We start from the raw sequence: 26,382 nt of genomic DNA on the forward strand, positions 1-26,382 counted from the left end.
AATAAACAACGAGTTATGAAATGTGTGAATTTTCGAAATCGTGCAACTTGCATGAAGCCCATCGTGCCTGCATGCAAGTTGCGGCTTTTGGGCGGCGCTAAACAGCTGATTCTGCTTCATTTTCTCGCGCTCATAAAAAAGGACTCCGAGGAGTCCTTTTTTCAGCGTGAAGCCTGCGGGTGATTAAACGCCCGAAGCCTTGGCTGCTGCTACGTCCTTGATGGACAGCTTGATACGGCCGCGGTTGTCCACGTCCAGTACCAGCACTTCCACTTCCTGGCCTTCTTTCAGAATGTCGGTCACTTTCTCAACACGAGCATCGCTCAGCATGGAGATGTGAACCAGACCGTCTTTGCCCGGAAGGATGTTGACGAACGCGCCGAAGTCGACGATGCGCTCAACCTTACCAACGTAGATCTTGCCGATCTCGGCCTCAGCGGTGATACCCAGGACGCGCTGGCGTGCTGCTTCAGCCGCTTCCTTGGTTTCACCGAAGATCTTGATCGAACCGTCGTCTTCGATGTCGATCGAAGCCTTGGTTTCTTCACAGATCGCACGGATGGTCGCGCCGCCTTTACCGATGACATCACGGATTTTGTCGGTGTCGATTTTCATCGCGATCATGGTCGGAGCATTTTCCGACAGTTCGGTGCGGGACTGACCAATGATCTGGTTCATCTGGCCGAGGATGTTCAGGCGCGCTTCCAGGGCTTGGCCCAGAGCGATTTCCATGATCTCTTCGGTGATGCCTTTGATCTTGATGTCCATCTGCAGCGCGGTCACACCTTTGGCGGTACCAGCTACTTTGAAGTCCATGTCGCCCAGGTGGTCTTCGTCACCCAGGATGTCGGTCAGGATGGCGAACTTCTCGCCTTCTTTAACCAGGCCCATGGCGATACCGGCAACCGGCGCCTTCATTGGCACACCAGCGTCCATCAGAGCCAGGGAAGCACCGCAGACCGAAGCCATGGAGCTGGAACCGTTGGACTCGGTGATTTCCGATACGACACGGATGGTGTACGGGAACACGTCAGCGGCAGGCAGCATGGCCTGAACCGAACGACGGGCCAGACGGCCGTGACCGATTTCGCGACGACCTGCACCGCCCATACGACCACACTCGCCCACCGAGAACGGAGGGAAGTTGTAGTGCAGCATGAAGGGGTCTTTTTTCTCGCCTTCCAGGGTGTCCAGCAGTTGTGCATCACGGGCAGTACCCAGGGTCGCAACGACCAGGGCCTGGGTTTCGCCACGGGTGAACAGCGCCGAACCGTGAGTCTTCGGCAGAACGCCGACTTCGATGTTCAGCGGACGCACGGTGCGGGTGTCGCGACCGTCGATACGTGGCTTGCCGTTAACGATGTTTTCGCGAACGGTGCGGTATTCGATCTCACCGAAAGCAGCTTTGACTTCGCTGGAAGAAGGCTGGCCTTCTTCACCGGACAGCTTGGCCACGACCTGGTCCTTCAGCTCACCCAGGCGAGCATAACGGTCGGCCTTGACGGTGATGGTGTAGGCGTCGGAGATGGCAGCGCCGAACTCGGAGCGGATAGCGCCCAGCAGTTCGGTCGCTTCCGGGGCGGCAGCCCAGGTCCAGGTCGGCTTGGCAGCTTCGGCAGCCAATTCTTTAACCGCTTTGATCACAACCTGGAACTCGTCGTGAGCAAACAGTACGGCACCCAGCATCTGGTCTTCGGTCAGCTCTTTGGCTTCCGATTCAACCATCAATACGGCTTCGGACGTACCGGCAACGACCATGTCCAGGCTCGATGCTTTCTGTTGCTCGTAAGTCGGGTTCAGCAGGTAGCCAGTGCTTTCGTGGAACGCAACGCGGGCAGCGCCGATCGGGCCATCGAAAGGAATGCCGGAGATGGCCAGGGCAGCCGAGGTACCGATCATCGCAGCGATGTCCGGATCGGTCTTCTTGCTGGTGGAAACGACGGTGCAGACAACCTGCACTTCGTTCATGAAGCCTTCTGGGAACAGCGGACGGATCGGACGATCGATCAGTCGGGAAGTCAGGGTTTCTTTTTCGGAAGGACGGCCTTCGCGCTTGAAGAAACCGCCAGGGATCTTACCGGCAGCGTAAGTCTTTTCCTGGTAGTGAACGGACAGAGGGAAGAAGCCCTTGCTCGGGTCAGCGGTCTTGGCGCCAACAACGGTCACCAATACGGTCACGTCGTCGTCAACGGTAACCAGCACTGCGCCGGAGGCTTGACGGGCGATACGGCCTGTCTCGAGGGTAACGGTCGACTGACCGAACTGGAATTTTTTGATAACCGGGTTCACGGTGTCCTACCTTCTTTGTGGCTCTTGGGGGAACTTGTCTTCTTGCGAAATTCTTGGGCAATGCCGGGAATCGGCCCGACGCTCGTCCAGGGTAAAACGTGTATCCAGATAAAACTTGAGGCTGGGAGCCTACCACGGGCCAACGGGAATCCCGATGACACGCGGCAGACAACCAACCTCTAGCGCAATCGCTTATTAGCGACGCAGACCCAGGCGACCGATCAGAGTCTGATAACGACCCAGATCCTTGCCTTTCAGGTAGTCCAGCAGCTTACGGCGCTGGTTTACCATGCGGATCAGACCACGACGGGAGTGGTGGTCTTTACCGTTGGCCTTGAAGTGACCTTGCAGTTTGTTGATGTTGTGGGTCAGCAGTGCAACTTGCACTTCTGGCGAACCAGTGTCACCAACAGCTTGCTGATAGTCAGCTACGATTTGTGCTTTTTCTTGAACGTCGAGAGCCATGAGGCAATCCTTTTTTCAGGAAACCACCCAAAGGGCAGTTTCAACAGGCCAGGGACAAATCCCTGTATCTAAAAATGAGTGTTGACCATGCCTGTTAACAGCCACACTCGTTCGGTCATTCTGACCGAATCAGCCGACGCGGCGCGATGCGCCCGTCTTCGCTCACTTCACCGATACCGATAAAGCGACCGTTATGATCCTGTACTCGCACCATGCCGAATTTCGGGGCATCCGGGGCGCGTACCGGCTGGCCGTTGAGCCAGTAGAACGCGCTGTGCTCCGAGAAGTGCAGCAATGGCCAATCCAGCAAACCGCTGTCCGATGGCATCAGGAAGCGATCAACCGCTTCGTTGCCGCCTTCGGCGTGCACTGCCTCGAGCTCTTCCAGCGTGACCGTCTGGGCCAAGGTGAAAGGTCCGGCTTGTGTACGTCGCAGTTCGGCAACGTATGCGCCACAGCCAAGTTGCTCACCAATATCTTCCACCAGGGTACGGATATAGGTGCCTTTGCTGCAGTCCACGGCCAAACGGGCAGTGTCGCCTTCACAAGCGAGCAATTCCAAGCGCGCAATAGTAACAGAACGCGGTTCGCGCTCCACTACTTCGCCCGCACGTGCCAGCTTGTAAAGTGGCTGGCCATCGCGCTTGAGTGCCGAGTACATCGGCGGTATCTGACTGATTTGCCCACGAAAAGCGGGTAAGGCAGCTTCGATATCCGCACGACCAACGGTCACGTCGCGAACCTGCAAAACATCACCTTCGGCATCTGCCGTGGTGGTGGTCTTGCCCAGTTGCATCAGGGTTTCATAACCCTTGTCGGAATCAAGCAGGTATTGCGAAAACTTGGTGGCCTCGCCAAAGCACAACGGCAATACACCGGTGGCCAATGGATCAAGGCTGCCGGTATGCCCGGCCTTCTCGGCATTGAGCAGCCAGCGAACCTTCTGCAACGCGGCATTGGAGGTAAAACCAATGGGTTTGTCGAGCAGAATGATGCCACTGACGTTGCGACGGATACGTTTGACCTGAGCCACCGCTTACTCCTTGGCGTCTTCAGGTGTGGACGGATGCTGGCTGTCTTCAGCCACGGCGCGTTCGATCAGTGCCGACAGGTGCGCGCCACGCACGACGCTTTCGTCGTAGTGGAAGTGCAGCTGTGGAACGCTGCGCAGCTTCATTTCACGGGCCAACTGCATCCGCAGGAAACCTGCGGCGGAGTTGAGCACCTTGATGCTTTGCGCGATTTCTTCGCTGTTGTCCTGCCCCATTACGGTGATGAAGATCTTGGCGTGACCCACGTCACGGCTCACTTCAACAGCGGTAATGGTGACCAGGCCAACGCGTGGGTCTTTGACTTCGCGGCGGATCAGTTGGGCCAGCTCACGCTGCATCTGATCGCCGATACGCTGGGTACGGCTGTATTCTTTTGCCATGTCTTGTTACCTGTTACTGCCACACGGTGAAACCCGTGGGGTCTGAAAGCGGCAAACGCCCGGCCTGACAAAAGCCAGACCGGGCGTTGCGTTTAGAGTCCTGACGCTGTGCGGGGCATCTGCATGCCCACACGCTGCGCGGCTCCTGAAGTGCGCGAGTTAGAGGCTGCGAGCAACCTGAACCTTCTCGAAGACTTCGATCTTGTCGCCAACCTTGACGTCGTTGTAGCTCTTGACGCCGATACCGCATTCCATGCCGGCACGTACTTCGGCAGCGTCATCCTTGAAGCGGCGCAGGGATTCCAGCTCGCCTTCGAAGATAACGATGTCTTCACGCAGTACACGGATTGGACGGTTACGGTACACAGTGCCTTCAACCACCATACAGCCGGCGATCGCACCGAATTTCGGCGAGCGGAACACATCACGCACCTCGGCGATACCCAGGATGTTCTCCCGGACGTCACTGCCAAGCATGCCGGTAAGGGCTTTCTTGACGTCTTCGATGATGTCGTAGATGACGTTGTAGTAACGCATGTCCAGGCCTTCCTGCTCGACGATCTTGCGAGCGCCAGCATCGGCACGCACGTTGAAGCCGAACAGTACAGCGTTGGAGGCCAGTGCCAGGTTGGCGTCGGATTCGGTGATACCACCGACACCGCCACCGACAACACGCACTTGCACTTCGTCGTTACCCAGGCCGTTCAAGGCACCGTTCAACGCTTCGAGGGAACCACGAACGTCAGACTTGAGGACGATGTTAAGCGTCTTCTTCTCTTCCTGGCCCATGTTCTCGAAGATGTTTTCCAGCTTGCCGGCGTGAGCACGGGCCAGCTTGACTTCGCGGAACTTGCCTTGACGGAACAGAGCCACTTCACGGGCTTTCTTCTCGTCAGCCACTACGCTCATCTCGTCGCCAGCGTCCGGCGTGCCGTCCAGGCCGAGAATCTCGACTGGGATGGCAGGACCTGCTTCCTTGATTGGCTTGCCGTTCTCGTCGAGCATGGCACGTACACGGCCGTAGTTCGAACCGACCAGTACCATGTCGCCTTGGCGCAGGGTACCGTCTTGAACCAGCACGGTGGCAACCGGGCCACGGCCCTTGTCGAGACGGGACTCAACCACGACGCCACGGCCAGGAGCCGATGGAGTAGCGGTCAGTTCCAGGACTTCGGCTTGCAACAGCACCGCTTCGAGCAGTTCGTCAACGCCGGTACCCATTTTCGCCGAGACCGATACGAATGGCGTCTCGCCACCCCATTCCTCGGACGTCACGCCGTGAACCGACAGTTCGCTACGGATGCGATCGAGATCGGCGCCCGGCTTGTCGATTTTGTTCACGGCAACGACTAGAGGAACACCGGCAGCCTTGGCGTGCTGGACAGCTTCAATGGTCTGCGGCATTACGCCGTCGTCCGCTGCAACCACCAGGATAACGATGTCGGTCGCCTTGGCACCACGGGCACGCATTGCGGTAAACGCGGCGTGACCTGGGGTGTCGAGGAAGGTGACCATGCCGCGCTCGGTTTCAACGTGGTATGCACCGATGTGTTGGGTAATACCACCGGCTTCGCCCGCGGCAACCTTGGCACGACGGATGTAGTCGAGCAGGGAAGTTTTACCGTGGTCAACGTGGCCCATTACGGTCACAACCGGCGCACGGGAAACTGCCTCGCCTTCAAACTTCAGGGACTCGGCCAGGGAATCTTCCAGGGCGGTGTCGCTGACCAGGGTCACTTTGTGGCCCAGCTCTTCAGCAACCAACTGGGCAGTTTCCTGATCCAGTACCTGGTTGATCGTGGCTGGGGTGCCCAGCTTGAACATGAACTTGATGATTTCAGCAGCCTTGACCGACATCTGCTGGGCCAGATCGCCCACAGTGATGGTCTCGCCGATCTTCACTTCACGCACGACAGGGCCGGTTGGGCTCTGGAAACCGTGGGCGTTGCGTTTCTTCAGCTTGGCTTTGCCGCGACCACCACGACGGAAGCCATCGCTTTCTTCGTCGGTAGTACGTGGGGCAACACGTGGCGCAGGCGCTTTCTCTTTGACCGAGGCGCGGTGCGGAGCGTTTTTACGCTCGCCATCGCCACCACCACCGCGACGATTGTTATCGTCAGCACGTGGTTTGTCCGGACGACGAGGTTCGTCGCGCTTGCGGGCGTCTGCTGCAGGAGCAGGTGCGGCGGCAGCCGGGGCAGCCTCACGCACAGCTTCAACAGGGGCGGCGACCGCGTCAGTGGCAGCAGGTTGCGCAGCAGCAGGCTGGCGACGCGCTTCTTCTTCGGCGCGACGCTTGGCTTCTTCTTCAGCCTTCTGACGTGCAGCATTTTCTACTGCGCGACGTTCTTCCAGCTCGCGTTTGCGCTCGGCTTCGATTTCTTCCGGGCTGCGCTGTACGAAGACTTTCTTCTTGCGTACTTCAACGCTGATGCTCTTGCTACCCGCAACCCGCAGGGTGCTGGTGGTTTTGCGCTGCAATGTAATCTTGCGCGGTTCTTCCACTTTCGCCTTGTGGCTGCTCTTCAAGTGAGTCAGCAAAGACTGCTTCTCACTATCGCTCACACCTTCATCGGCGGCGGTGTGCGGCAGACCTGCCTCACGCATCTGCTGCAACAGGCGCTCTACCGGTGTTTTGACCTCATCGGCCAGTTGTTTCACCGTGACTTGCGTCATGCACTTCTCTCCTCAGGCCGCGCCTAATTACTCGAACCAATGGGCTCGGGCGGCCATGATCAACTTGCCGGCACGATCTTCGTCAATGCCGTCGATGTCGAGCAGATCGTCAATAGACTGCTCGGCCAGGTCTTCGCGGGTAATTACGCCGCGCACCGCCAGTTCCATCGCCAAATCCTTGTCCATACCCTCAAGCGAGAGCAGGTCTTCGGCCGGATGGGCGTCTGCCAGCTTTTCCTCAGTAGCGATGGCTTTAGTCAACAAACGATCCTTGGCCCGAGCGCGGAGCTCGTTGACGATATCTTCGTCAAAGCCGTCGATGTTGAGCATTTCTTCCAACGGTACGTAGGCAATCTCTTCCAGGCTGGTGAAGCCTTCATCTACCAGCACCTGTGCCAGCTCTTCATCGACTTCCAACTCTTCGATGAAGTTGCGCAGGATGTCACCGGTTTCAGCTTGCTGCTTAGCCTGGATGTCCGATTCGGTCATCACGTTCAGGGTCCAACCGGTCAGTTGGCTGGCCAGACGCACGTTCTGACCACCACGACCAATGGCCTGAGCCAGATTGTCTGCGCCAACGGCGATGTCCATTGCATGGGCATCTTCGTCAACGATAATTGCCGCCACTTCAGCTGGCGACATGGCGTTGATCACGAACTGCGCCGGGTTATCGTCCCACAGGACGATGTCCACACGCTCACCGCCCAATTCGCCCGACACTGCCTGGACGCGCGAACCGCGCATACCGATGCAAGCGCCTTGCGGGTCGATGCGTTTGTCCTTGGAGCGGACCGCGATCTTGGCACGCGAACCCGGGTCACGGGACGCCGCCATCACTTCGATCAGGCCTTCGGCGATTTCCGGCACTTCGATACGGAACAGCTCGATCAGCATTTCCGGCGCGGTACGCGACAGGATCAACTGCGGGCCGCGGTTCTCGGTGCGGATTTCCTTGAGCAGCGCACGCAGACGCACGCCGACACGGAAGGTTTCGCGAGAGATGATGTCTTCGCGGGCCAGCAACGCTTCGGCGTTGTTGCCCAGGTCAACGATCACGTTATCGCGGGTAACTTTCTTTACGGTGCCAGAGATGATTTCACCCAGGCGTTCGCGATAGGCGTCAACGACTTGAGCGCGCTCGGCTTCGCGAACCTTCTGCACGATGACCTGCTTGGCGGTCTGTGCAGCAATACGGCCGAATTCGATCGACTCGATCTTTTCTTCGACAACATCGCCAACCTGGGCGCCCGGATGCGTTTGCGCAACCTTGCTTGGCCAGGTTTCGATGGCCGGATCATCAAGATCGTCCTCTTCGACCACCGTCCAACGACGGAAAGTCTCATAGGCACCGGTGTGGCGGTTGATTTCCACACGCAGATCTACTTCGTCTTCAAAACGTTTCTTGGTAGCAGTGGCCAGGGCCAGCTCCAACGCTTCAAAAATCACGCTTGCCGGTACACCCTTTTCATTGGATACCGACTCAACAACCAGCAGTACTTCTTTGCTCATCGTACGCCTCGCCTTTCGCAAGCCATTGGATCCGCGGGATCCGCGTCTCAGTCAAAACTGGGAATAATGTTGGCCTTGTCGATCATATCGATCGGCAACAGGAACTCGTGGTCTTCTACCTGCACCACGACATCCTGCTCTTCTACACCGCGCAGAAGGCCCTGAAAGTTGCGTCGCCCCTCAAAGGGGGAACGCAGCTTGATCTTCACTTGTTCACCGGCATATTTAGCAAACTGCTCGATAGTGAACAGTGGGCGTTCCATGCCTGGCGAGGAAACTTCAAGGGTGTATTCAACGGAGATTGGATCTTCAACATCCAGCACACCGCTGATCTGACGGCTGACAATGGCACAATCGTCCACCAGCACGCCGCCCTCTTTATCGATATAAACGCGCAACATTGAGTGGCGACCTTGAGCCGAAAACTCAATACCCCAGCATTCATAGCCTAGGGCCACGACCACCGGGGCCAACAAGGCCTGCAACTCTTCTAGCTTGCTCGACACCTGAACCCCCTCGTGCATGTATGTGCATGCTGTGCAAAATAAAAAAATGGGCGAAACGCCCATCCTTGAAACGCCGTCGAACAGCGGCGTTGAAAGTGTCCAGCTAACAAAAAGCCCCTTAAAAGGGGCTCCGCTAAAACTGGTTGCGGGGGCCGGATTTGAACCGACGACCTTCGGGTTATGAGCCCGACGAGCTACCAGACTGCTCCACCCCGCGACAAAGCTGGGGCGGAAGTATACGACCGATCCCTTACAGGGTCAATGTAACCTTCCACCTACAAGAAAGCCCGCAACAGCGGGCTCTCCTGATAATTGGTACCGAGAAGGGGACTCGAACCCCTACACCCTATGGGCACAACCACCTCAAGGTTGCGTGTCTACCAATTCCACCACCTCGGCAATACAGCGCTTACAACCCTTCTTACTTCTGCTCTTGAGCTGGAGGTACGTCAGTCGCTGGAGTAGCCGACTTTTGCTCTTGAAGCACCGGGACATCATCAGAAGCCGGTTTTGCTTTTGGAACTTCCAACACCGCTGGGTTTGGCAAACCTACTTGAGTCAGCACTTGAGCTTTCTCTTTAGCAAAGTAACCTAACCCTAAGCTGGTTATGAAGAAACCTGCGGCAAGTATAGCAGTAAACTTACTAAGAAAGGTAGAGGAACCTTGGCTTCCGAACACAGTATTTGAAGCACCTGCACCGAAAGACGCACCAGCATCCGCACCTTTACCCTGTTGCAACAAAACCAGAGCAACTACGCTCAGGGCAGCCAACAGATGAAAAACGACTACGACTGTTTCCAGCATTTTTTCAGTTTCCCGCGGCGCGACAGATCGCACCGAACTCATCTGCATTCAGGGAAGCTCCACCAATGAGCCCCCCATCGATATCCGGCATGCCGAATAGTTCGACCGCATTGGCCGCCTTCACGCTGCCGCCGTATAGAAGCCGCACACCTTGTGCGACTTCAGAATTCTCTGCCGCCAACTGCGCGCGGATGGCTGCGTGCACATCCTGCGCCTGTTGCGGTGTAGCAGTCAGCCCGGTGCCAATGGCCCAGACCGGCTCGTAAGCAATGACCGCCTTGGCAAATGCACCAACACCCAGCTCCTCGATGATGCTGCCCAGCTGACGCGAGACAACTTCAAGAGTCTTGCCCGATTCGCGCTGCTCAAGGGTCTCCCCTATGCACAACACCGGAATCAAGCCACAAGCCTGTGCTGCGGCGAACTTGCGGTTGAGCGTCCCATCCCGCTCGCCCATCATCTGGCGACGCTCGGAGTGCCCGACAAGCACATAGGAACAACCCGCATCAACCAGCTGACTCGGCGAAATCTCGCCGGTCAACGCACCTTGCATCGGTTCCACCGCAGAGTTCTGCGCGCCGACCTGAATCGACTTACCCTTCAAGCCATCAACCACTTGGTTGATATGCAAGCAAGGCGGGAACACCGCGACGTCAACACCGCTAGGCAAGGCCAAGTGACGAAGGCCGTTGATCAGCTCAGCGACACTGGCGCGGGTACCGTGCATCTTCCAGTTACCAGCTACCATAGTGCGACGCATGCTGTACCCCGTCGGTCAAAGTGGGCGCAGATGTTACCCAACCACATCACCACTGGCAAGCCGAATTCAGGCGCAAACTTCAGTTACCAGCTTTGCCAGGTCTTCGGCATGGCCGCGAACCTGTGTTTCGTCCTCACCTTCGACCATCACGCGCACCAGCGGCTCTGTGCCGGACTTGCGCAGCAACACGCGCCCGCGCCCCGCCATTGCCTGGGTCACGCGCTCGCAAGCCTCTTTGACAGCAGGGTGCTCGATGGGGTTTTCGCCACCGGCAAAACGCACATTGAGCAGCACTTGCGGACACTTGCGCAGGGCTTGGCGTGCCTGGGCCAGGCTCTCCTCGCGGCGACGCAGGGCCAGCAGCACCTGTAGCGCGGCGATGATAGCGTCACCCGTGGTGGTGTGCTGGAAGCAGACCACATGCCCGGAGTTCTCGCCACCAACCAACCAGTTACGCTCCAGCAGCTCGGCGATCACATAGCGATCACCGACATTGGCGCGAATAAAGGGAATCCCCAGTTCTGCCAACGCCAACTCCAGCCCGAGATTACTCATCAAGGTGCCGACCACGCCACCTTGCAGCTTGTTACGCTCATGCAGGTCACGGGCAATGATGAACAACAGGTCATCACCATCCACGATCGTGCCGGTGTGATCCACCATCAGCACGCGGTCGCCATCACCATCAAAAGCGATGCCCAGGTCCGCATGCTCAGCCAGCACTGCAGCCTGCAGCTGCTCCATGTGGGTGGAACCGCAGTTGTCGTTGATGTTCAAGCCGTTGGGCTGAGCCGACAGCACGGTGACCTGTGCGCCCAACTCCTTGAAGACGCTCGGCGCCACCTTGTAGGTCGCACCATGGGCGCAATCGACAACAATCTTCAAGCCTGCGAAATTGGTGCTGCTCGGAACGCTGCTTTTACAGAATTCGATATAGCGACCTGACGCGTCGTTAATGCGCGACACCTTGCCCAACTTGCTGGACTCAACCACCGTCATCGGCGCATCCAGCAGCTCCTCGATCATCAACTCGATCTCGTCAGGCAGCTTGGTGCCCTGCCCCGAGAAAAATTTGATGCCGTTGTCATCATGAGGATTGTGGGAAGCGCTGATCACAATACCGGCTTCGGCGTGAAAGGTACGCGTCAGGTAAGCGATTGCCGGCGTGGGCATAGGGCCCAACAGCATCACGTCGGCCCCGGCGGCGGACAAGCCGGCCTCCAGCGCAGACTCAAACATGTAGCCCGAAATACGGGTGTCCTTGCCCACCAGGATGCGACACGCGCCCATGCTGCGGAACGCCATGCCTGCCGCCCAACCCAGCTTGAGCATGAAATCAGGAGTGATCGGGAATTCGCCGACCCGACCACGAATGCCGTCGGTGCCAAAATATTTTTTAGTCATAAGTGCTCCATCATTCTTATTCGGCTGATTCTACAGCAGCGAGCATGCGCACCACATCGACCGTTTCGGCGACATCATGCACACGCAAAATACGTGCGCCCTTGGTCACGGCAAGCGCCGCAAGCGCCAGGCCGCCATACAGGCGTTCGCCGACCGGGCGATTCAGGGCGAGCCCTATCATGCTCTTGCGCGAAACACCGACCAACAGCGGGCGACCAAGGGCGTGCAGCGCTTCCATGTGTTTGAACAGGCTTAGATTGTGCTGCAGGGTCTTGGCAAAGCCAAACCCCGGATCGAGGATGATCTGCTCAGGCGCAATACCCACAGCCACACATTGGGCAATCCTCTCAGCAAGAAACCCACTCACCTCGCCGACCAGATCGTCGTAGTGCGGATTGTCCTGCATGTTGCCGGGCTCACCCAGCATATGCATCAGACAGACGGGCAGGCCAGTTGCGGCGGCCGCATCAAGGGCTCCATCACGCTGCAGCGAACGCACATCGTTGATCAACCCAGCCCCCAGCCGCGCGGTTTCGCGCATCACTGCCGGGGTGGAGGTGTCTACCGAGATGATGACATCCAGCTCACGGGCAATACGTTCGACCACGGGCGCCACCCGCTCCAGCTCCTCCAAAGGAGAAACAACGCGGGCACCGGGGCGGGTCGATTCCCCACCCACATCAATCAGCGTCGCACCGGCAGCCACCATCGCCTCGGCATGACGCAACGCGGCATCCAACTGGCTGAAGCGGCCACCATCGGAAAAGGAGTCAGGGGTTACATTGAGGATGCCCATGACATGCGTCCGGGCCAAATCAAGAACCCGGTTGCCGCAAGGCAACCGGGTAGAGGACAAAGCAGAAGTCATTTCAAACCTTAGTGATCAGCTGCCGGGCCGCCGATAGGCGTTTCAGGGCGCTCATTCTGCACCACAGGCGGAGTGCCCGAAGTACCCGAACCACCTTCCCAGTCGCGCGGCTCACGCGGCGTACGGCCCGACATGATGTCGTCGATCTGGTCGGCATCGATGGTTTCGTACTTCATCAACGCATCAGCCATGGCGTCCAGCTTGTCACGGTTGTCAGTCAGGATCTGCTTGGCCGTGCCGTAGCACTGATCAATGATGCTGCGAACCTCGGAGTCGATCAGCTTGGCTGTCTCACCCGAGAAGCTGGCGCTTTGCCCACCGCCGCCACGACCCAGGAACACTTCGCCTTCTTCTTCGGCGTACATCAATGGGCCGAGCTTTTCCGACAAGCCCCACTTGGTCACCATGTTTCGTGCGATCTGGCTGGCACGCATGATGTCGTTTGAGGCGCCAGTGGTCACACCGTCGAAACCAAGGGTCATTTCTTCGGCAATACGGCCACCATACAGCGAGCAGATCTGGCTGATCAGCGCACGCTTGGAGAGGCTGTAACGATCCTCTTCCGGCAGGAACATGGTCACACCCAGCGCCCGACCACGCGGGATGATCGACACTTTGTAGACTGGGTCATGTTCTGGCACAACGCGACCTACGATGGCATGACCTGCCTCGTGATAAGCGGTGTTCTGCTTCTCTTTCTCGGACATGACCATGGATTTGCGCTCGGCGCCCATCATGATCTTGTCTTTCGCCAATTCGAACTCTTTCATTTCAACGATGCGCTTGCCAGTACGGGCAGCGAACAGCGAAGCCTCGTTCACCAGGTTCGCCAGATCAGCACCGGAGAAACCGGGAGTACCACGGGCGATCACAGCCGGTGCCACGTCGTCACCCATTGGCACCTTGCGCATGTGCACTTTCAGGATCTGCTCACGACCGCGGATATCCGGCAGGCCGACCACAACCTGACGGTCGAAACGGCCCGGACGCAGCAACGCAGGGTCCAAAACGTCGGGACGGTTGGTTGCGGCGATGACGATAATGCCGTCATTCATCTCGAAACCATCCATCTCTACCAGCAATTGGTTGAGGGTCTGCTCACGCTCATCGTGACCACCACCCATGCCAGCGCCACGATGGCGACCAACGGCATCGATTTCGTCGATGAAGATGATGCATGGCGCGTGCTTCTTGGCCTGCTCGAACATATCGCGAACACGGCTGGCGCCGACGCCGACAAACATCTCGACAAAGTCAGAACCGGAAATCGTGAAGAAAGGCACCTTGGCTTCGCCGGCAATCGCCTTGGCCAGCAAGGTTTTACCGGTACCCGGTGGGCCCACCATCAGCACACCGCGAGGAATACGGCCACCCAGGCGCTGGAACTTGCCCGGATCACGCAGGAACTCGACCAACTCACCGACTTCTTCCTTGGCTTCGTCGCAACCCGCAACGTCAGCCAGGGTAGTCTTCACCTGGTCCTCGGAGAGCAGGCGCGCCTTGCTCTTGCCGAAGCTCATCGGCCCGCCCTTGCCCCCCGCACCGCCTTGCATCTGGCGCATGAAGAACATGAACACGGCGATAATCACCAGGATCGGGAAGCTGGCCACCAGGAGCTGGGTCCAGATGCTTTGCTGTTCAGGCTGCTTGCCTTCCACAATGACCTTGTTATCCACCAGGTCACCGATGAGACCGTTGTCCTGAATGGCAGGACGAATGGTCTTGAAGCTGTCGCCATCGTTGCGCTTACCGGTAATCACGTAGCCATCAACCGCTACGCGCTCGACCTTGCCATCCTTAACTTGCTGGATGAAGTCGGAATAGTTGAGGGTCTGCGGCTCGTTAGGGCTGGAGAAGTTGTTCATCACCGTCACCAGGACAGCCGCGATGATCAACCACAGGATCAGATTCTTTGCCATATCGTTCAATTAACTACCCTCTGAAGCAAGCTCCGCTACTGGCGCGCGCTTCGCATGATATTCACCGGCCTAACTTACTACATTACCTACAACTCTGGCAGGCGCCGTCTGTAACCCTTTGTGAAACTTTGACTACACAATATTCGTAAAGCTTCGTGACGAAAGCGATATAAAAAAACCTATCGCCCCTCTCGAATTTCTCAAAAACGCTCTTCACTTGCCGCGCCTTCAACGCCGCGGTAGCCACGGCACAGCAGATACTGCTCCCTGGACCGGTCACGGGAAGAGTCCGGCTTGCGGGTCTGTACCTTGTCGAACAACTTGCGAATGTTCTTGTGGTACTCGTCGAAACCTTCGCCCTGGAAGACCTTCACCAGGAAATCACCCCCCGGACGTAACACCCGACCTGCCAAATCCAGCGCCAGTTCACACAGGAACATGGCACGCGGCATATCAACAGCCGGTAATCCACTCATATTGGGGGCCATGTCGGAAATCACAAGGTCTACCTGCGAATTTCCCACAGCCTCCAGGATCTCGGCCAATACTTTGTCCTCGGTGAAATCGCCGTGAACAAAGGTCACGTCCGGGATGCTGTCCATCTCGAGGATGTCCGAAGCGATCAATCGACCTTGCCCACCAATCAGACGACTGGTCACCTGGGACCAGCCACCGGGGGCCGCGCCGAGATCAATAACGCTCATGCCTGGACGAATCAATTTGTCCTTGTCCTGGATCTCCAGCAGCTTGTAGCTGGCCCGGGAACGATAGCCGTCCTTTTGCGCCTTTTTGACGTAAGGATCATTGAAATGTTCTTGTAGCCACTTAAGGCTGGTTTTGGAACGGGCCACGGGCCACCTCGAAAAAATAAAACGGGTCGTGATTAACTGGGCGGTCCCGGACTCGCTCGGGTAAACTGGCCGCCGCTTTTTACAAGATCAGACGCAGGGGTCAGATTATGCCGCTCACTCAAGAGCAGAAGAAACAGTACAAATCCATTGGCCACCATCTGAAACCAGTTCTGATTGTGGCAGACAACGGTTTGACTGAGGGTGTGCTAGCCGAATTCGAGCGCGCACTGAACGATCACGAACTGATCAAGATCAAGGTCAACATCCTTGATCGCGAAGCGCGCCTGGCTGCCGTTGCAGAACTGTGCAAGGTCGGCAAAGCGGACCTGGTTCAGGTCATCGGCAAGATGGCGCTGCTGTATCGCAAGAACTTCAGCGTCAACAAGCAACTGTCGAACGTTCATCGCTTCAAATGATGAAAAGGGTCAAGGGCGTGCTTCGCGCGCCCCGCCACTCCATCCCGGCGCAGGCTGCGTAACCAGCACCAAGCCAGAGAACCCTAGCACAAGATAGCTGAACAACTGCCAGCGCAACGCTTGCGGCAGCCACACATGCACCATACAAAACATTGCGCATGCATACAGCGCCATCAACAGCAGTTGCCCGCGAATATCCCGCCACAAACTCTTCAAGCCTTCGGCCGCGATCAGCACCAACGCTTGAAGCATCACGCACGCCGCCGCAAAACCCACCAGCAGCGCACTCAGCAATCCGTCGATCTCATCGATCAGCAGCGGCGCCAGGCCAATCAGGCCCAACGCCGGCAACACGCCAATATGTAACAGCCATAGGCCACCCACCCAAAGCATCTGAGAGAGCTGCCAAAGCATGGCGCCCGCACGCAGCGGGCGCCGTCTTTCAGATGTGACGAACTTCGACAATCTCGTACTCAATGACGCCGCTCGGCGTTTTCACGGCAACCACGTCGCCTTCTTCCTTGGCAATCAAGGCGCGAGCAATCGGCGAGCCGACAGAGATCTTGCCTTGCTTGAAGTCAGCCTCATCCTCACCCACGATCTGGTAGGTTACGCTTTCGTCGGTCTCGACGTTGGCGATTTCCACGGTCGTGCCGAAAATCACCTTGCCGGTATGCGGGATGGTGGTGACATCGATGATCACCGCATTCTGCATACGGCCTTCGATGTCACGAATCCGCGCCTCGACCATACCCTGCTGCTCGCGAGCAGCGTGGTATTCGGCGTTTTCCTTCAAGTCACCCAGTTCGCGGGCCGTACCGATGTCCTGGCTCAGCTTTGGACGTACGACCTTGGTCAGATGGGCGTGCTCCTCTTCCAGGGCGCGCGCGCCCTGAACGGTCATCGGGTATTTGGTTATGCTCATGCCTTCAATCCTGCGTGTAGATCCTGCAAGCGACGCACGGTCTTTTCCGGACCGAACTTCAGCGCTTCACAGATAGCTTCGCCAGCAGCAATGGTAGTGGTGCAGTAAATCTTGTGCTGCAAGGCATTACGACGAATGGAATAGGAGTCCGCGATCGACTGGCGACCCTCGGTGGTGTTGATGATCAGGGTGACTTCGTCATTCTTGATCATGTCGACCACATGCGGACGGCCTTCCGTCACCTTGTTCACGCGACGTACTTTCAGGCCGGCAGCTTCGATCAGCTTGGCGGTCCCGGCGGTAGCCACGACTTCAAAACCCAAGTTGATCAGATCGCGGGCGACCCCTGCAACCAGTGGCTTGTCGTCATCACGTACGCTGATAAACGCAGTACCGCCGGTCGGCAGCACTTCGCTGGCACCCATCTGGGCCTTGGCGAACGCTTCACCGAAAGTATCGCCCACGCCCATCACTTCACCGGTGGACTTCATCTCCGGGCCCAGGATCGGGTCCACACCAGGGAATTTGGCGAACGGGAACACCGCCTCTTTCACACTGTAGAAGTTCGGAATGATTTCCTTGGTAAAGCCGATTTCCTTCAGGGTCTTACCGGCCATCACACGCGCAGCGATCATGGCCAGGGACACACCGATGCACTTGGACACGAACGGTACGGTACGCGAAGCGCGCGGGTTGACTTCGATGACGTAGATGTCTTCGCCTTGCAGCGCCAACTGTACGTTCATCAGGCCGACCACACCCAGTTCCAGGGCCATTTTCTTGACCTGTTCGCGCATCTCGTCCTGGATGTGCGCCGGCAGCGAGTACGGCGGCAGGGAGCAGGCGGAGTCACCGGAGTGAACGCCGGCCTGCTCGATGTGCTGCATGATCGCGCCGATCACGACGTCAGTACCGTCGCACACCGCGTCCACGTCCATTTCGATGGCGCAGTTGAGGAAGTGGTCCAGCAGCACCGGGCTGTCGTTGGAGACTTTCACCGCATCACGCAGGTAGCGCTTGAGTTCTTCTTCTTCGTAGACGATTTCCATCGCCCGGCCGCCCAGTACGTAGGACGGACGCACCACCAGCGGGTAGCCGATCTTGCTGGCCGCGCGGATGGCTTCGTCTTCGCTGCGCACGGTGGCGTTCGGCGGCTGACGCAGGTTCAGGCGCTCAACCATCTGCTGGAAGCGCTCACGGTCTTCGGCACGGTCGATAGCGTCCGGGCTGGTACCGATGATCGGCACGCCGGCAGCTTCCAGGGCACGCGCCAGTTTCAACGGGGTCTGGCCGCCGTACTGGACGATCACGCCTTTAGGCTTCTCGACGCGGCAAATTTCCAATACGTCTTCCAGCGTTACCGGCTCGAAGTACAAGCGGTCGGAAGTGTCGTAGTCAGTGGAAACCGTTTCCGGGTTGCAGTTGACCATAATGGTCTCGTACCCGTCTTCGCGCAGGGCGAGGGCGGCGTGTACGCAGCAGTAGTCGAACTCGATGCCCTGGCCGATACGGTTCGGACCGCCACCCAGGATGATGATCTTGTCGCGGCCTGTCGGCGCGGCTTCGCACTCTTCCTCGTAGGTGGAGTACATGTAGGCCGTGTCGGTGGCGAATTCTGCGGCGCAGGTATCAACGCGCTTGTAGACCGGAAAGATATCCAGCTTATGGCGATGAGTGCGCAGGTTCTTCTCGGTCACACCCAGCAGCTTGGCCAGACGCTGGTCGGAGAAGCCTTTGCGCTTGAGGCGGAACATCAGGTCGCGGTCGATAGACGACAGACCGAGGGTCTTGACCTTCTCTTCTTCCTTGATCAGATCTTCGATCTGCACCAGGAACCACGGGTCGATCATATTCATGCCGAAGATATCTTCGACGCTCAGGCCGGCACGGAAGGCGTCAGCCACATACCAGATACGCTCGGCGCCCGGCACGGTCAGCTCGCGCTTGAGGATGCTCATGCTTTCCGGGTTGCTCAGGTCGAGCTTCTCGTCCAGGCCGCAAACACCAACTTCCAGGCCGCGCAGAGCTTTCTGCAGGGACTCTTGGAACGTGCGACCGATGGCCATGACTTCACCGACAGACTTCATCTGGGTAGTCAGGCGCGCATCCGCCTTGGCGAATTTCTCGAAGGCAAAGCGCGGCAGCTTGGTCACAACGTAGTCGATAGACGGCTCGAAAGACGCCGGCATAGCGCCGCCGGTGATTTCGTTTTGCAGCTCGTCCAAGGTGTAGCCGATAGCCAGCTTGGCGGCGATACGCGCAATCGGGAAACCGGTCGCTTTCGAGGCCAGCGCCGAAGAACGCGATACACGTGGGTTCATCTCGATCACGACCATGCGGCCGGTGTCCGGGCAGATACCGAACTGAACGTTGGAACCGCCGGTTTCAACGCCGATCTCGCGCAATACCGCCAGGGAGGCGTTACGCAGGATCTGGTATTCCTTGTCGGTCAGGGTCTGTGCTGGCGCCACAGTGATCGAGTCACCGGTGTGCACGCCCATCGGGTCGAAGTTTTCGATGGAGCAGACGATGATGCAGTTGTCCTTCTTATCGCGGACAACCTCCATCTCATATTCTTTCCAGCCGATCAGCGATTCGTCGATCAGCAGCTCTTTGGTCGGCGACAGGTCGAGGCCACGGGCGCAGATTTCTTCGAACTCTTCACGGTTGTAGGCAATACCACCGCCGGTGCCGCCCATGGTGAAGGACGGACGGATAATGCACGGGAAGCCCAGGGTCTCGAGGACCGCATTGGCTTCCTCCATGCTGTGGGCGATACCGGAACGTGGGCACGCCAGGCCGATGGACTTCATGGCCTTGTCGAAACGCGAACGGTCTTCAGCCTTGTCGATGGTGTCGGCATTGGCACCGATCATCTCTACGCCGAACTTTTCCAGGACGCCTTCACGCTCCAGGTCCAGGGCGCAGTTCAGAGCGGTCTGGCCACCCATGGTTGGCAGCAGCGCGTCCGGACGCTCTTTTTCGATGATCTTGGCAACGGTCTGCCACTTGATCGGCTCGATGTAGGTGGCGTCGGCCATGGCCGGGTCGGTCATGATGGTGGCCGGGTTGGAGTTCACCAGGATGACGCGGTAGCCCTCCTCGCGCAGGGCTTTACAGGCCTGGGCGCCGGAGTAATCGAATTCGCAGGCCTGGCCGATCACGATCGGGCCAGCGCCGAGAATCAGGATGCTTTTTATGTCTGTACGTTTTGGCATGGGTTTGTCACTCAAATCCGCAGGTCAGTCGGCAAGCCGTCTTGAACAATCTTTGAAGAGCCTGCGGGGGCCACCGCAATCCGGGGCCGCCCGCAGGCCACTCAGTCAGCGTCGCTTGGCCATCTCATTGATGAAACGGTCGAACAGCGGCGCTACGTCGTTCGGGCCCGGGCTGGCTTCAGGGTGGCCCTGGAAGCTGAACGCGCTCTTATCGGTGCGCTCGATGCCTTGCAGGGAACCGTCGAACAGCGACTTGTGAATGGCGCGCACATTGCTCGGCAGGGAGGCTTCATCCACCGCAAAACCGTGGTTCTGGCTGGTGATCATCACAACGCCAGTGTCCAGGTCTTGTACCGGGTGGTTGGCACCGTGGTGGCCGTGGCCCATTTTCAGGGTCTTGGCGCCGGAGGCCAAAGCCAGCAACTGGTGGCCAAGGCAGATGCCGAACACCGGAATCTCGGTCTCCAGCACATCCTTGATGGCCTGGATAGCGTAGTCGCATGGCTCAGGGTCACCCGGGCCGTTGGACAGGAACACACCGTCCGGCTGCATCGCGAGCACATCGCTGGCAGAGGTTTGCGCGGGCACCACGGTCACACGGCAACCGCGCTCGACCAGCATGCGCAGGATGTTGTACTTGACGCCGTAGTCATAGGCGACCACGTGGTAAGGCAGATCGGCAGCCTCGATAGTCGCGTGGCTGTCGGTCTTCAGATCCCACACAGTGGAACGCCACTCGTACTTCTCTTTGACGCTGACGACTTTCGCCAGGTCCATGCCCTTCAGGCCAGGGAAACCTTGCGCCGCGGCAATCGCCGCCTCTTCGGAGATATTGTCACCGACCATGATGCAGCCGTTCTGCGAGCCTTTTTCACGCAGGATGCGCGTGAGGCGGCGCGTATCGATACCGGCGATCGCCACAACGTTGTTGGCTTTCAGGTAATCGGACAGCGACATCGTGTTACGCCAGTTGCTCGCAACCAGTGGCAGGTCACGAATCACCAGGCCCGCCGACCAGACACGATCAGACTCGACATCTTCCGGCGTAGTGCCGGTGTTGCCGATGTGCGGATAGGTCAGGGTAACGATCTGTTGGGCGTAGGAAGGATCGGTAAGGATTTCCTGATAGCCGGTCATGGCAGTGTTAAACACCACCTCTCCAACGGTCTGACCGTCGGCTCCAATGGCTTCGCCGCGAAAAATGCTGCCATCAGCAAGGGCGAGTATGGCTGGCTTAGTCAAGAAGACCTCCCGTAAATAAAGCCTGAAAGGGCGATCGCAGGTTGTAAAAAAGCGGAGTGACGTATGGACACGTCACCCCGCTTCTTCACTGAATTATTCTGCGCGCTTTTAGTGGACACACTAAAGCTGTAGCTTACAGAAAAAGGCTTTTTTGGTCCACCGCTAATGAGCCTTAAAGGCAGGGGAATGCGACAGGACGTCGCCTAGCGGGTAAAAACGGGGGCACAGGATAATCCTGAGCCCCCGTTTTAGCTACTGCTTAGTGCAGGTCCAGCACGTCACGCATGTCGTACAGGCCCGGCTCGCGGCCGTCCAACCAGAGTGCAGCACGCACCGCGCCCTTGGCGAAAGTCATGCGACTGGAGGCTTTGTGGGTGATTTCCAGACGCTCGCCTTCGGTAGCAAACAGTACCGTGTGATCACCGACCACATCACCACCACGCACGGTCGCGAAACCAATGGTGTCGCGCGCACGCGCACCGGTATGGCCTTCACGCCCGTATACCGCCACTTTCGACAGATCGCGACCCAGCGCATCGGCAATAGCTTCACCCATGCGCAACGCAGTGCCCGACGGAGCGTCGATCTTGTGACGGTGATGAGTCTCGATAATCTCGATATCAGCCTCATCACCCAGCACGCGCGCCGCCAGGTCCAACAACTTCAGCGACAGGTTCACGCCCACGCTGAAATTGGCGGCGAAGACGATCGGAATATCCTTGCCCGCTTCCACCAGCAACTGCTTCTGCTCAGCACTCAAGCCAGTCGTGCCGATCACCATGGCCTTGCCCGCCTTACGGCAGAAGGCCAGATTTTTCAGCATCACTTCCGGCAGGGTGAAGTCGATCAGCACGTCGAACTCGTCAGCCACCTGCTCGAGGTTGCCAGACAGCGAAACACCGATGCGACCCAACGAGGCCAACTCACCTGCGTCCGCGCCGATCAACGTACTGCCTGGGCGAACAATCGCCGCCGTCAGCCCGGAGGCCGGCGAGCGTTGCTGCACCGCCTCGACCAGCGTCTTGCCCATGCGCCCGGCAGCGCCCATTACGGCTATACGTCGCATATTCAGATCCTTACAGGTCGCCGAAGAAGCGTTTTACACCGTCGAAGAAGCCCGTAGTCTTCGGCGAGTGCGAGTCATCGCCTTCCAGCGAGCTGCGGAACTCTTCCAGCAGTTCACGCTGACGACGATTCAGGTTCACCGGGGTTTCAACCGCCACACGGCACATCAGGTCGCCAGCACCGCCACCGCGCACGGGCGCAACGCCCTTGCCACGAATGCGGAACTGCTTGCCGGTTTGAGTCCCCTCGGGAATCTTGAGCTTGACCCGACCATCCAGCGTCGGAATCTCCAGCTCGCCACCCAGGGCCGCATCAACAAAGCTGATCGGCACTTCGCAGAACAAGTGCTTGCCGTCACGCTGGAAGATCGAGTGCTCGCGCACATTGATCACCACGTACAGGTCGCCCGTAGGGCCGCCCTGGGCACCCGCCTCGCCTTCGCCCGACAGTCGAATACGGTCACCGGTATCCACACCCGCCGGTACTTTCACCGACAGCGTCTTGTACTCTTCGACGCGGCCTTCGCCGTGGCAGGAATCGCACGGATCGGAAATGATCTTGCCCTGGCCATGGCAACGCGGGCAGGTTTGCTGCACCGAGAAGAAGCCCTGCTGCATGCGCACCTGCCCGATACCGCCGCAGGTCGGGCAAGTGATCGGCGAGGAGCCTTTCTTCGCACCGGAGCCGTCGCACGGCTTGCAGTTGACCAGCGTCGGCACACGGATATTGACACTGGTGCCGCGCACGGCCTCTTCCAGGTTCAACTCCAGGGTGTAACGCAAGTCACTGCCGCGCTGAGGCCCGCCACGCTGACCGCCACGGCCGCCGCCGAAGAAGTCGCTGAATACGTCGCCGAAAATATCGGAGAAGTTCTGGCCACCAAAACCGGCACCGCCGCCGCCCATGCTCGGGTCGACGCCAGCATGGCCATATTGGTCGTAAGCCGCACGCTTATTGGGATCACACAGGCATTCGTAGGCCTCGTTGGCCTCTTTGAACATCTCTTCGGATTCTTTGTTATCCGGATTACGGTCCGGGTGGTGTTTCATCGCCAGACGACGGTAAGCCTTCTTCAGGTCCGCCTCGCTGGCGCCACGCTCCACACCCAATACTTCGTAATAGTCACGCTTTGCCATAAGTCTTTGCACTCTTAAGGACGTTCGACCTGGCCCTCCTGAACCCTGCCAAACTCGTTGAGCCCCAATACAGGCCCGGACCCAACTCACGTCAATTCAACGATCCTGGTCATTACTGCTTTTAGCCAGGGAGCCGGCCAAAAACGCGGTGACTGTCATTCGGAAAGCAGGAGCATTCCCGTTCACACCGCCAGCATCCGAGCGTTGTCGCATGCTGTAAAAATTCGCATACCCCAGACACGCCAACGCGGGAGCAAGCTCCCGCGCGGCGACATCCTACCAGTCACCGCTTGTGCGCGGTCAACCGGGCGACAACTTACTTGTTGTCTTTAACTTCTTCGAACTCGGCATCGACAACATCGTCGTGCTTGGCTTCAGGCTCTGCTTGTTGCGCAGCGCCGTCAGCCGGCTGGCCTTGCTCGGCGTACATTTTTTGAGCAACTGGCGCGGAGACTTTCGACAATTCCTCAACCTTGGCTTCGATGGCAGCCTTGTCGTCGCCTTTAATGGCGGCTTCCAGCGCAACCACTGCCGCTTCGATTGCAGTTTTCTCTTCGTCGGTCACTTTGTCGCCAGCATCAGCGATCATTTTGCGCGTCGAGTGAACCAGCGCGTCACCCTGGTTACGGGCGCCTGCCAACTCTTCGAACTTCTTGTCGGCTTCAGCATTGGTTTCAGCATCACGGATCATCTGTTGAATTTCTTCATCAGACAGGCCGGAGTTGGCCTTGATGGTGATCTTCTGCTCTTTACCGGTGGCCTTGTCTTTCGCGCCGACGTGCAGGATGCCGTTGGCGTCGATGTCGAAGGTCACTTCGATTTGTGGCACGCCACGTGGTGCTGGTGGAATCTCAGCCAGGTCGAACTTGCCCAGGGACTTGTTCTGAGCGGCTTGCTTACGCTCGCCCTGCAGCACGTGGATAGTTACGGCGCCCTGGTTGTCATCGGCAGTCGAGAACACCTGGGATTTCTTGGTAGGAATCGTGGTGTTTTTCTCGATCAGCGCAGTCATCACGCCACCCATGGTTTCGATACCCAGAGTCAGCGGGCTCACGTCCAGCAGCAGCACGTCTTTTACGTCACCGGCCAATACCGCACCCTGGATAGCAGCACCCATGGCAACAGCTTCGTCCGGGTTCACGTCTTTACGGGCTTCTTTGCCGAAGAACTCGGTAACCAGTTTCTGAACCAGTGGCATACGGGTCTGACCGCCGACCAGGATCACGTCGTTGATCGAGCCAACGTCGATACCGGAGTCTTTCAGCGCGATGCGGCAAGGCTCGATGGTGCGCTGAACCAGGTCTTCAACCAGTGCTTCGAGCTTGGAACGCGAGATCTTCACGTTCAAGTGCTTAGGACCGGTAGCATCTGCAGTGATGTACGGCAGGTTCACGTCAGTCGACTGAGCGGAAGACAGTTCGATCTTGGCTTTTTCAGCGGCTTCTTTCAGGCGCTGCATGGCCAGCGGGTCGCCCTTGAGGTTCATGCCGCTTTCTTTCTTGAATTCGTCAACGAGGTAGTCGATCAGACGAATGTCAAAGTCTTCACCACCCAGGAAGGTGTCACCGTTGGTGGCCAACACTTCGAACTGGTGCTCGCCGTCAACTTCTGCGATCTCGATCACGGAGACGTCGAACGTACCGCCACCCAGGTCGTAAACGATCACGGTGTGGTCGCCCTTGGCCTTGTCCATACCGTAAGCCAGTGCGGCTGCGGTTGGTTCGTTGATGATACGTTTTACATCCAGGCCCGCGATGCGGCCGGCGTCTTTGGTGGCCTGACGCTGGCTGTCGTTGAAGTAGGCAGGAACGGTGATCACCGCTTCAGTCACTGCTTCACCGAGGTAGTCTTCGGCGGTCTTCTTCATCTTTTTCAAGATTTCAGCCGAGATTTGCGGTGGCGACATTTTCTGGCCGTTCACTTCAACCCAGGCGTCACCGTTGTCGGCCTTGGCGATTTTGTAAGGCACCATCTTGATGTCTTTCTGTACGACTTCTTCGTCGAACTTACGACCGATCAGACGCTTTACCGCGTACAGGGTGTTATGCGGGTTGGTCACCGCCTGACGCTTGGCCGATTGACCGACGAGGATTTCACCGTCGTTGGCGTAAGCGATGATCGACGGAGTGGTACGTGCGCCTTCGGCGTTTTCAATAACTTTTGCAACGCCGTTTTCCAGCACGGAGACGCAGGAGTTGGTGGTCCCCAGGTCGATACCGATAATTTTGCCCATGATTTACTCTCCCGAAACTTGAATTTGGTTGCCGCAGCAGTTTTGGCTAACTGCGGTAGCACTTAAACGCTTGACTTATAGATGGGGGCCTTACGGCGAATTTCAAGCCTGCTCATCAATAGAAGGTGCAACGGGTGAAGGAGCCTTGCTCACCACCACCATTGCCGGACGCATCAGGCGACCGTTGAGCTGGTAGCCCTTCTGGAACACCTTGATGACGCTATTGGGCTCCAGGTCATGGCTTTCCTGCATGGCCATGGCTTGGTGATGTTCAGCATTGAACGGCTCGCCGGCTTGCGGATCGATAGCCTCCAACTGATAACGCTTCAGGGTGTCCTGGAACATTTTCAGGGTCAGCTCGATGCCTTCGCGCATTGGGCGGATGTTTTCATCGTCCGGGTTGGACAACTCAAGACCACGCTCCAGGCTGTCGATAATCGGCAGCAGGTCACCGGCGAATTTTTCCAGCGCGAACTTGTGGGCCTTCTCTACATCCTGCTCGGCACGGCGGCGGACGTTCTGCAGATCGGCGGCAACACGCAACGATTGATCCTGCGCAGCGGCCAATTGCTCTTCGAGCACTTGCACACGAGTCGCCAGCTCATCACCGGCAGCCGAATTGGCGTCTGGAGTTTGCGTATCCTGCGTCTGTTCGTCAGCCAT

At 58.0% G+C, this 26,382-nt stretch carries 22 protein-coding genes and 2 tRNA genes; 1 reads left to right on the top strand and 23 read right to left on the bottom strand.

Annotated elements, in window-relative coordinates:
• Positions 1–183: 183 nt before the first annotated feature.
• The 15 genes from pnp to rlmE all read right to left on the bottom strand — a co-directional run bounded on the left by pnp (position 184) and on the right by rlmE (position 15,484).
• Positions 184–2,289, bottom strand: a complete 2,106-nt coding sequence (pnp, locus tag JJD66_RS01995; protein ID WP_200647501.1) for a polyribonucleotide nucleotidyltransferase — start codon at positions 2,287–2,289, stop codon at positions 184–186.
• A gap of 195 nt (positions 2,290–2,484) precedes the next feature.
• Positions 2,485–2,754, bottom strand: coding sequence for a 30S ribosomal protein S15 (gene rpsO / locus JJD66_RS02000; protein WP_003177875.1), 270 nt, complete (start codon positions 2,752–2,754; stop codon positions 2,485–2,487).
• Positions 2,755–2,869: 115 nt separating this feature from the next.
• Positions 2,870–3,787: a tRNA pseudouridine(55) synthase TruB gene (gene truB / locus JJD66_RS02005; RefSeq protein WP_003176136.1), complete on the bottom strand. Its 918-nt coding sequence runs from the start codon at positions 3,785–3,787 to the stop codon at positions 2,870–2,872.
• Positions 3,788–3,790: 3 nt separating this feature from the next.
• Positions 3,791–4,186 carry a 30S ribosome-binding factor RbfA gene (gene rbfA / locus JJD66_RS02010; RefSeq protein ID WP_003176137.1) on the bottom strand — a complete coding sequence of 132 codons (396 nt, stop codon included), beginning with the start codon at positions 4,184–4,186 and terminating at the stop codon, positions 3,791–3,793.
• 159 nt (positions 4,187–4,345) lie between these two features.
• The gene (gene infB, locus JJD66_RS02015) at positions 4,346–6,862 is read right to left on the bottom strand and encodes a translation initiation factor IF-2 (protein ID WP_003194185.1); all 2,517 of its coding nucleotides are present in this window, start codon (positions 6,860–6,862) and stop codon (positions 4,346–4,348) included.
• 27 nt (positions 6,863–6,889) lie between these two features.
• Positions 6,890–8,371, bottom strand: a complete 1,482-nt coding sequence (gene nusA, locus JJD66_RS02020; RefSeq protein WP_003194187.1) for a transcription termination factor NusA — start codon at positions 8,369–8,371, stop codon at positions 6,890–6,892.
• Between the two features lie 47 nt (positions 8,372–8,418).
• Entirely contained in the window at positions 8,419–8,877 is a 459-nt protein-coding gene (gene rimP, locus JJD66_RS02025) for a ribosome maturation factor RimP (protein ID WP_032873230.1), read from the bottom strand.
• Positions 8,878–9,017: 140 nt separating this feature from the next.
• Positions 9,018–9,094 (bottom strand) — tRNA-Met (locus tag JJD66_RS02030).
• 96 nt (positions 9,095–9,190) lie between these two features.
• A tRNA-Leu gene (locus JJD66_RS02035) sits at positions 9,191–9,276 on the bottom strand.
• 22 nt (positions 9,277–9,298) lie between these two features.
• On the bottom strand, positions 9,299–9,682 hold the full coding sequence (secG, locus tag JJD66_RS02040) for a preprotein translocase subunit SecG (protein WP_186607183.1): 384 nt from the start codon (positions 9,680–9,682) through the stop codon (positions 9,299–9,301).
• Positions 9,683–9,686: 4 nt separating this feature from the next.
• Positions 9,687–10,442 carry a triose-phosphate isomerase gene (tpiA, locus tag JJD66_RS02045; protein ID WP_003194193.1) on the bottom strand — a complete coding sequence of 252 codons (756 nt, stop codon included), beginning with the start codon at positions 10,440–10,442 and terminating at the stop codon, positions 9,687–9,689.
• A 66-nt stretch (positions 10,443–10,508) separates the two neighbouring features.
• Positions 10,509–11,846 (bottom strand): phosphoglucosamine mutase, encoded by a 1,338-nt coding sequence (gene glmM, locus JJD66_RS02050; protein WP_003194195.1) that lies wholly within the window; start codon positions 11,844–11,846, stop codon positions 10,509–10,511.
• A 16-nt stretch (positions 11,847–11,862) separates the two neighbouring features.
• Positions 11,863–12,714 (bottom strand): dihydropteroate synthase, encoded by an 852-nt coding sequence (folP, locus tag JJD66_RS02055; protein WP_054898020.1) that lies wholly within the window; start codon positions 12,712–12,714, stop codon positions 11,863–11,865.
• A gap of 8 nt (positions 12,715–12,722) precedes the next feature.
• On the bottom strand, positions 12,723–14,633 hold the full coding sequence (ftsH, locus tag JJD66_RS02060) for an ATP-dependent zinc metalloprotease FtsH (RefSeq protein ID WP_034127004.1): 1,911 nt from the start codon (positions 14,631–14,633) through the stop codon (positions 12,723–12,725).
• A gap of 200 nt (positions 14,634–14,833) precedes the next feature.
• Positions 14,834–15,484: a 23S rRNA (uridine(2552)-2'-O)-methyltransferase RlmE gene (gene rlmE, locus JJD66_RS02065; RefSeq protein ID WP_003194199.1), complete on the bottom strand. Its 651-nt coding sequence runs from the start codon at positions 15,482–15,484 to the stop codon at positions 14,834–14,836.
• A 107-nt stretch (positions 15,485–15,591) separates the two neighbouring features.
• Between rlmE and JJD66_RS02070 the strand changes: the two genes are divergently transcribed.
• The gene (locus JJD66_RS02070) at positions 15,592–15,900 is read left to right on the top strand and encodes a YhbY family RNA-binding protein (RefSeq protein WP_003176146.1); all 309 of its coding nucleotides are present in this window, start codon (positions 15,592–15,594) and stop codon (positions 15,898–15,900) included.
• A gap of 9 nt (positions 15,901–15,909) precedes the next feature.
• Here JJD66_RS02070 and JJD66_RS02075 read toward each other — a convergent pair whose 3' ends face one another.
• The 8 genes from JJD66_RS02075 to grpE all read right to left on the bottom strand — a co-directional run bounded on the left by JJD66_RS02075 (position 15,910) and on the right by grpE (position 26,382).
• Positions 15,910–16,314 carry an MFS transporter gene (locus JJD66_RS02075; protein ID WP_200647502.1) on the bottom strand — a complete coding sequence of 135 codons (405 nt, stop codon included), beginning with the start codon at positions 16,312–16,314 and terminating at the stop codon, positions 15,910–15,912.
• A 28-nt stretch (positions 16,315–16,342) separates the two neighbouring features.
• Positions 16,343–16,819 carry a transcription elongation factor GreA gene (gene greA / locus JJD66_RS02080; RefSeq protein WP_032873232.1) on the bottom strand — a complete coding sequence of 159 codons (477 nt, stop codon included), beginning with the start codon at positions 16,817–16,819 and terminating at the stop codon, positions 16,343–16,345.
• A 2-nt stretch (positions 16,820–16,821) separates the two neighbouring features.
• The gene (gene carB / locus JJD66_RS02085; protein WP_003194205.1) at positions 16,822–20,043 is read right to left on the bottom strand and encodes a carbamoyl-phosphate synthase large subunit; all 3,222 of its coding nucleotides are present in this window, start codon (positions 20,041–20,043) and stop codon (positions 16,822–16,824) included.
• 105 nt (positions 20,044–20,148) lie between these two features.
• Positions 20,149–21,285, bottom strand: a complete 1,137-nt coding sequence (carA, locus tag JJD66_RS02090; protein ID WP_200647503.1) for a glutamine-hydrolyzing carbamoyl-phosphate synthase small subunit — start codon at positions 21,283–21,285, stop codon at positions 20,149–20,151.
• A gap of 259 nt (positions 21,286–21,544) precedes the next feature.
• Positions 21,545–22,351, bottom strand: coding sequence for a 4-hydroxy-tetrahydrodipicolinate reductase (gene dapB, locus JJD66_RS02095; RefSeq protein WP_200647504.1), 807 nt, complete (start codon positions 22,349–22,351; stop codon positions 21,545–21,547).
• Positions 22,352–22,361: 10 nt separating this feature from the next.
• Entirely contained in the window at positions 22,362–23,486 is a 1,125-nt protein-coding gene (dnaJ, locus tag JJD66_RS02100) for a molecular chaperone DnaJ (RefSeq protein ID WP_054896114.1), read from the bottom strand.
• A 316-nt stretch (positions 23,487–23,802) separates the two neighbouring features.
• Positions 23,803–25,719 (bottom strand): molecular chaperone DnaK, encoded by a 1,917-nt coding sequence (dnaK, locus tag JJD66_RS02105; protein ID WP_014719959.1) that lies wholly within the window; start codon positions 25,717–25,719, stop codon positions 23,803–23,805.
• A 102-nt stretch (positions 25,720–25,821) separates the two neighbouring features.
• A complete protein-coding gene (gene grpE / locus JJD66_RS02110) occupies positions 25,822–26,382 on the bottom strand; it encodes a nucleotide exchange factor GrpE (RefSeq protein WP_034126999.1) in 561 nt (186 codons plus the stop codon).

It is taken from the genome of Pseudomonas sp. MF6751 (assembly GCF_016613265.1).
GTDB lineage: Bacteria > Pseudomonadota > Gammaproteobacteria > Pseudomonadales > Pseudomonadaceae > Aquipseudomonas > Aquipseudomonas fluorescens_BV.

Bases quoted from the DNA above. Each gene is read 5' to 3' on its own strand.
- rpsO (WP_003177875.1), bottom strand. From the start codon at position 2,754: ATGGCTCTCGACGTTCAAGAAAAAGCACAAATCGTAGCTGACTATCAG.
- rbfA (WP_003176137.1), bottom strand. From the start codon at position 4,186: ATGGCAAAAGAATACAGCCGTACCCAGCGTATCGGCGATCAGATGCAG.
- infB (WP_003194185.1), bottom strand. From the start codon at position 6,862: ATGACGCAAGTCACGGTGAAACAACTGGCCGATGAGGTCAAAACACCG.
- nusA (WP_003194187.1), bottom strand. From the start codon at position 8,371: ATGAGCAAAGAAGTACTGCTGGTTGTTGAGTCGGTATCCAATGAAAAG.
- secG (WP_186607183.1), bottom strand. From the start codon at position 9,682: ATGCTGGAAACAGTCGTAGTCGTTTTTCATCTGTTGGCTGCCCTGAGC.
- tpiA (WP_003194193.1), bottom strand. From the start codon at position 10,442: ATGCGTCGCACTATGGTAGCTGGTAACTGGAAGATGCACGGTACCCGC.
- glmM (WP_003194195.1), bottom strand. From the start codon at position 11,846: ATGACTAAAAAATATTTTGGCACCGACGGCATTCGTGGTCGGGTCGGC.
- folP (WP_054898020.1), bottom strand. From the start codon at position 12,714: ATGACTTCTGCTTTGTCCTCTACCCGGTTGCCTTGCGGCAACCGGGTT.
- ftsH (WP_034127004.1), bottom strand. From the start codon at position 14,633: ATGGCAAAGAATCTGATCCTGTGGTTGATCATCGCGGCTGTCCTGGTG.
- JJD66_RS02070 (WP_003176146.1), top strand. From the start codon at position 15,592: ATGCCGCTCACTCAAGAGCAGAAGAAACAGTACAAATCCATTGGCCAC.
- JJD66_RS02075 (WP_200647502.1), bottom strand. From the start codon at position 16,314: ATGCTTTGGCAGCTCTCTCAGATGCTTTGGGTGGGTGGCCTATGGCTG.
- carB (WP_003194205.1), bottom strand. From the start codon at position 20,043: ATGCCAAAACGTACAGACATAAAAAGCATCCTGATTCTCGGCGCTGGC.
- dapB (WP_200647504.1), bottom strand. From the start codon at position 22,351: ATGCGACGTATAGCCGTAATGGGCGCTGCCGGGCGCATGGGCAAGACG.
- dnaJ (WP_054896114.1), bottom strand. From the start codon at position 23,486: ATGGCAAAGCGTGACTATTACGAAGTATTGGGTGTGGAGCGTGGCGCC.
- dnaK (WP_014719959.1), bottom strand. From the start codon at position 25,719: ATGGGCAAAATTATCGGTATCGACCTGGGGACCACCAACTCCTGCGTC.
- grpE (WP_034126999.1), bottom strand. From the start codon at position 26,382: ATGGCTGACGAACAGACGCAGGATACGCAAACTCCAGACGCCAATTCG.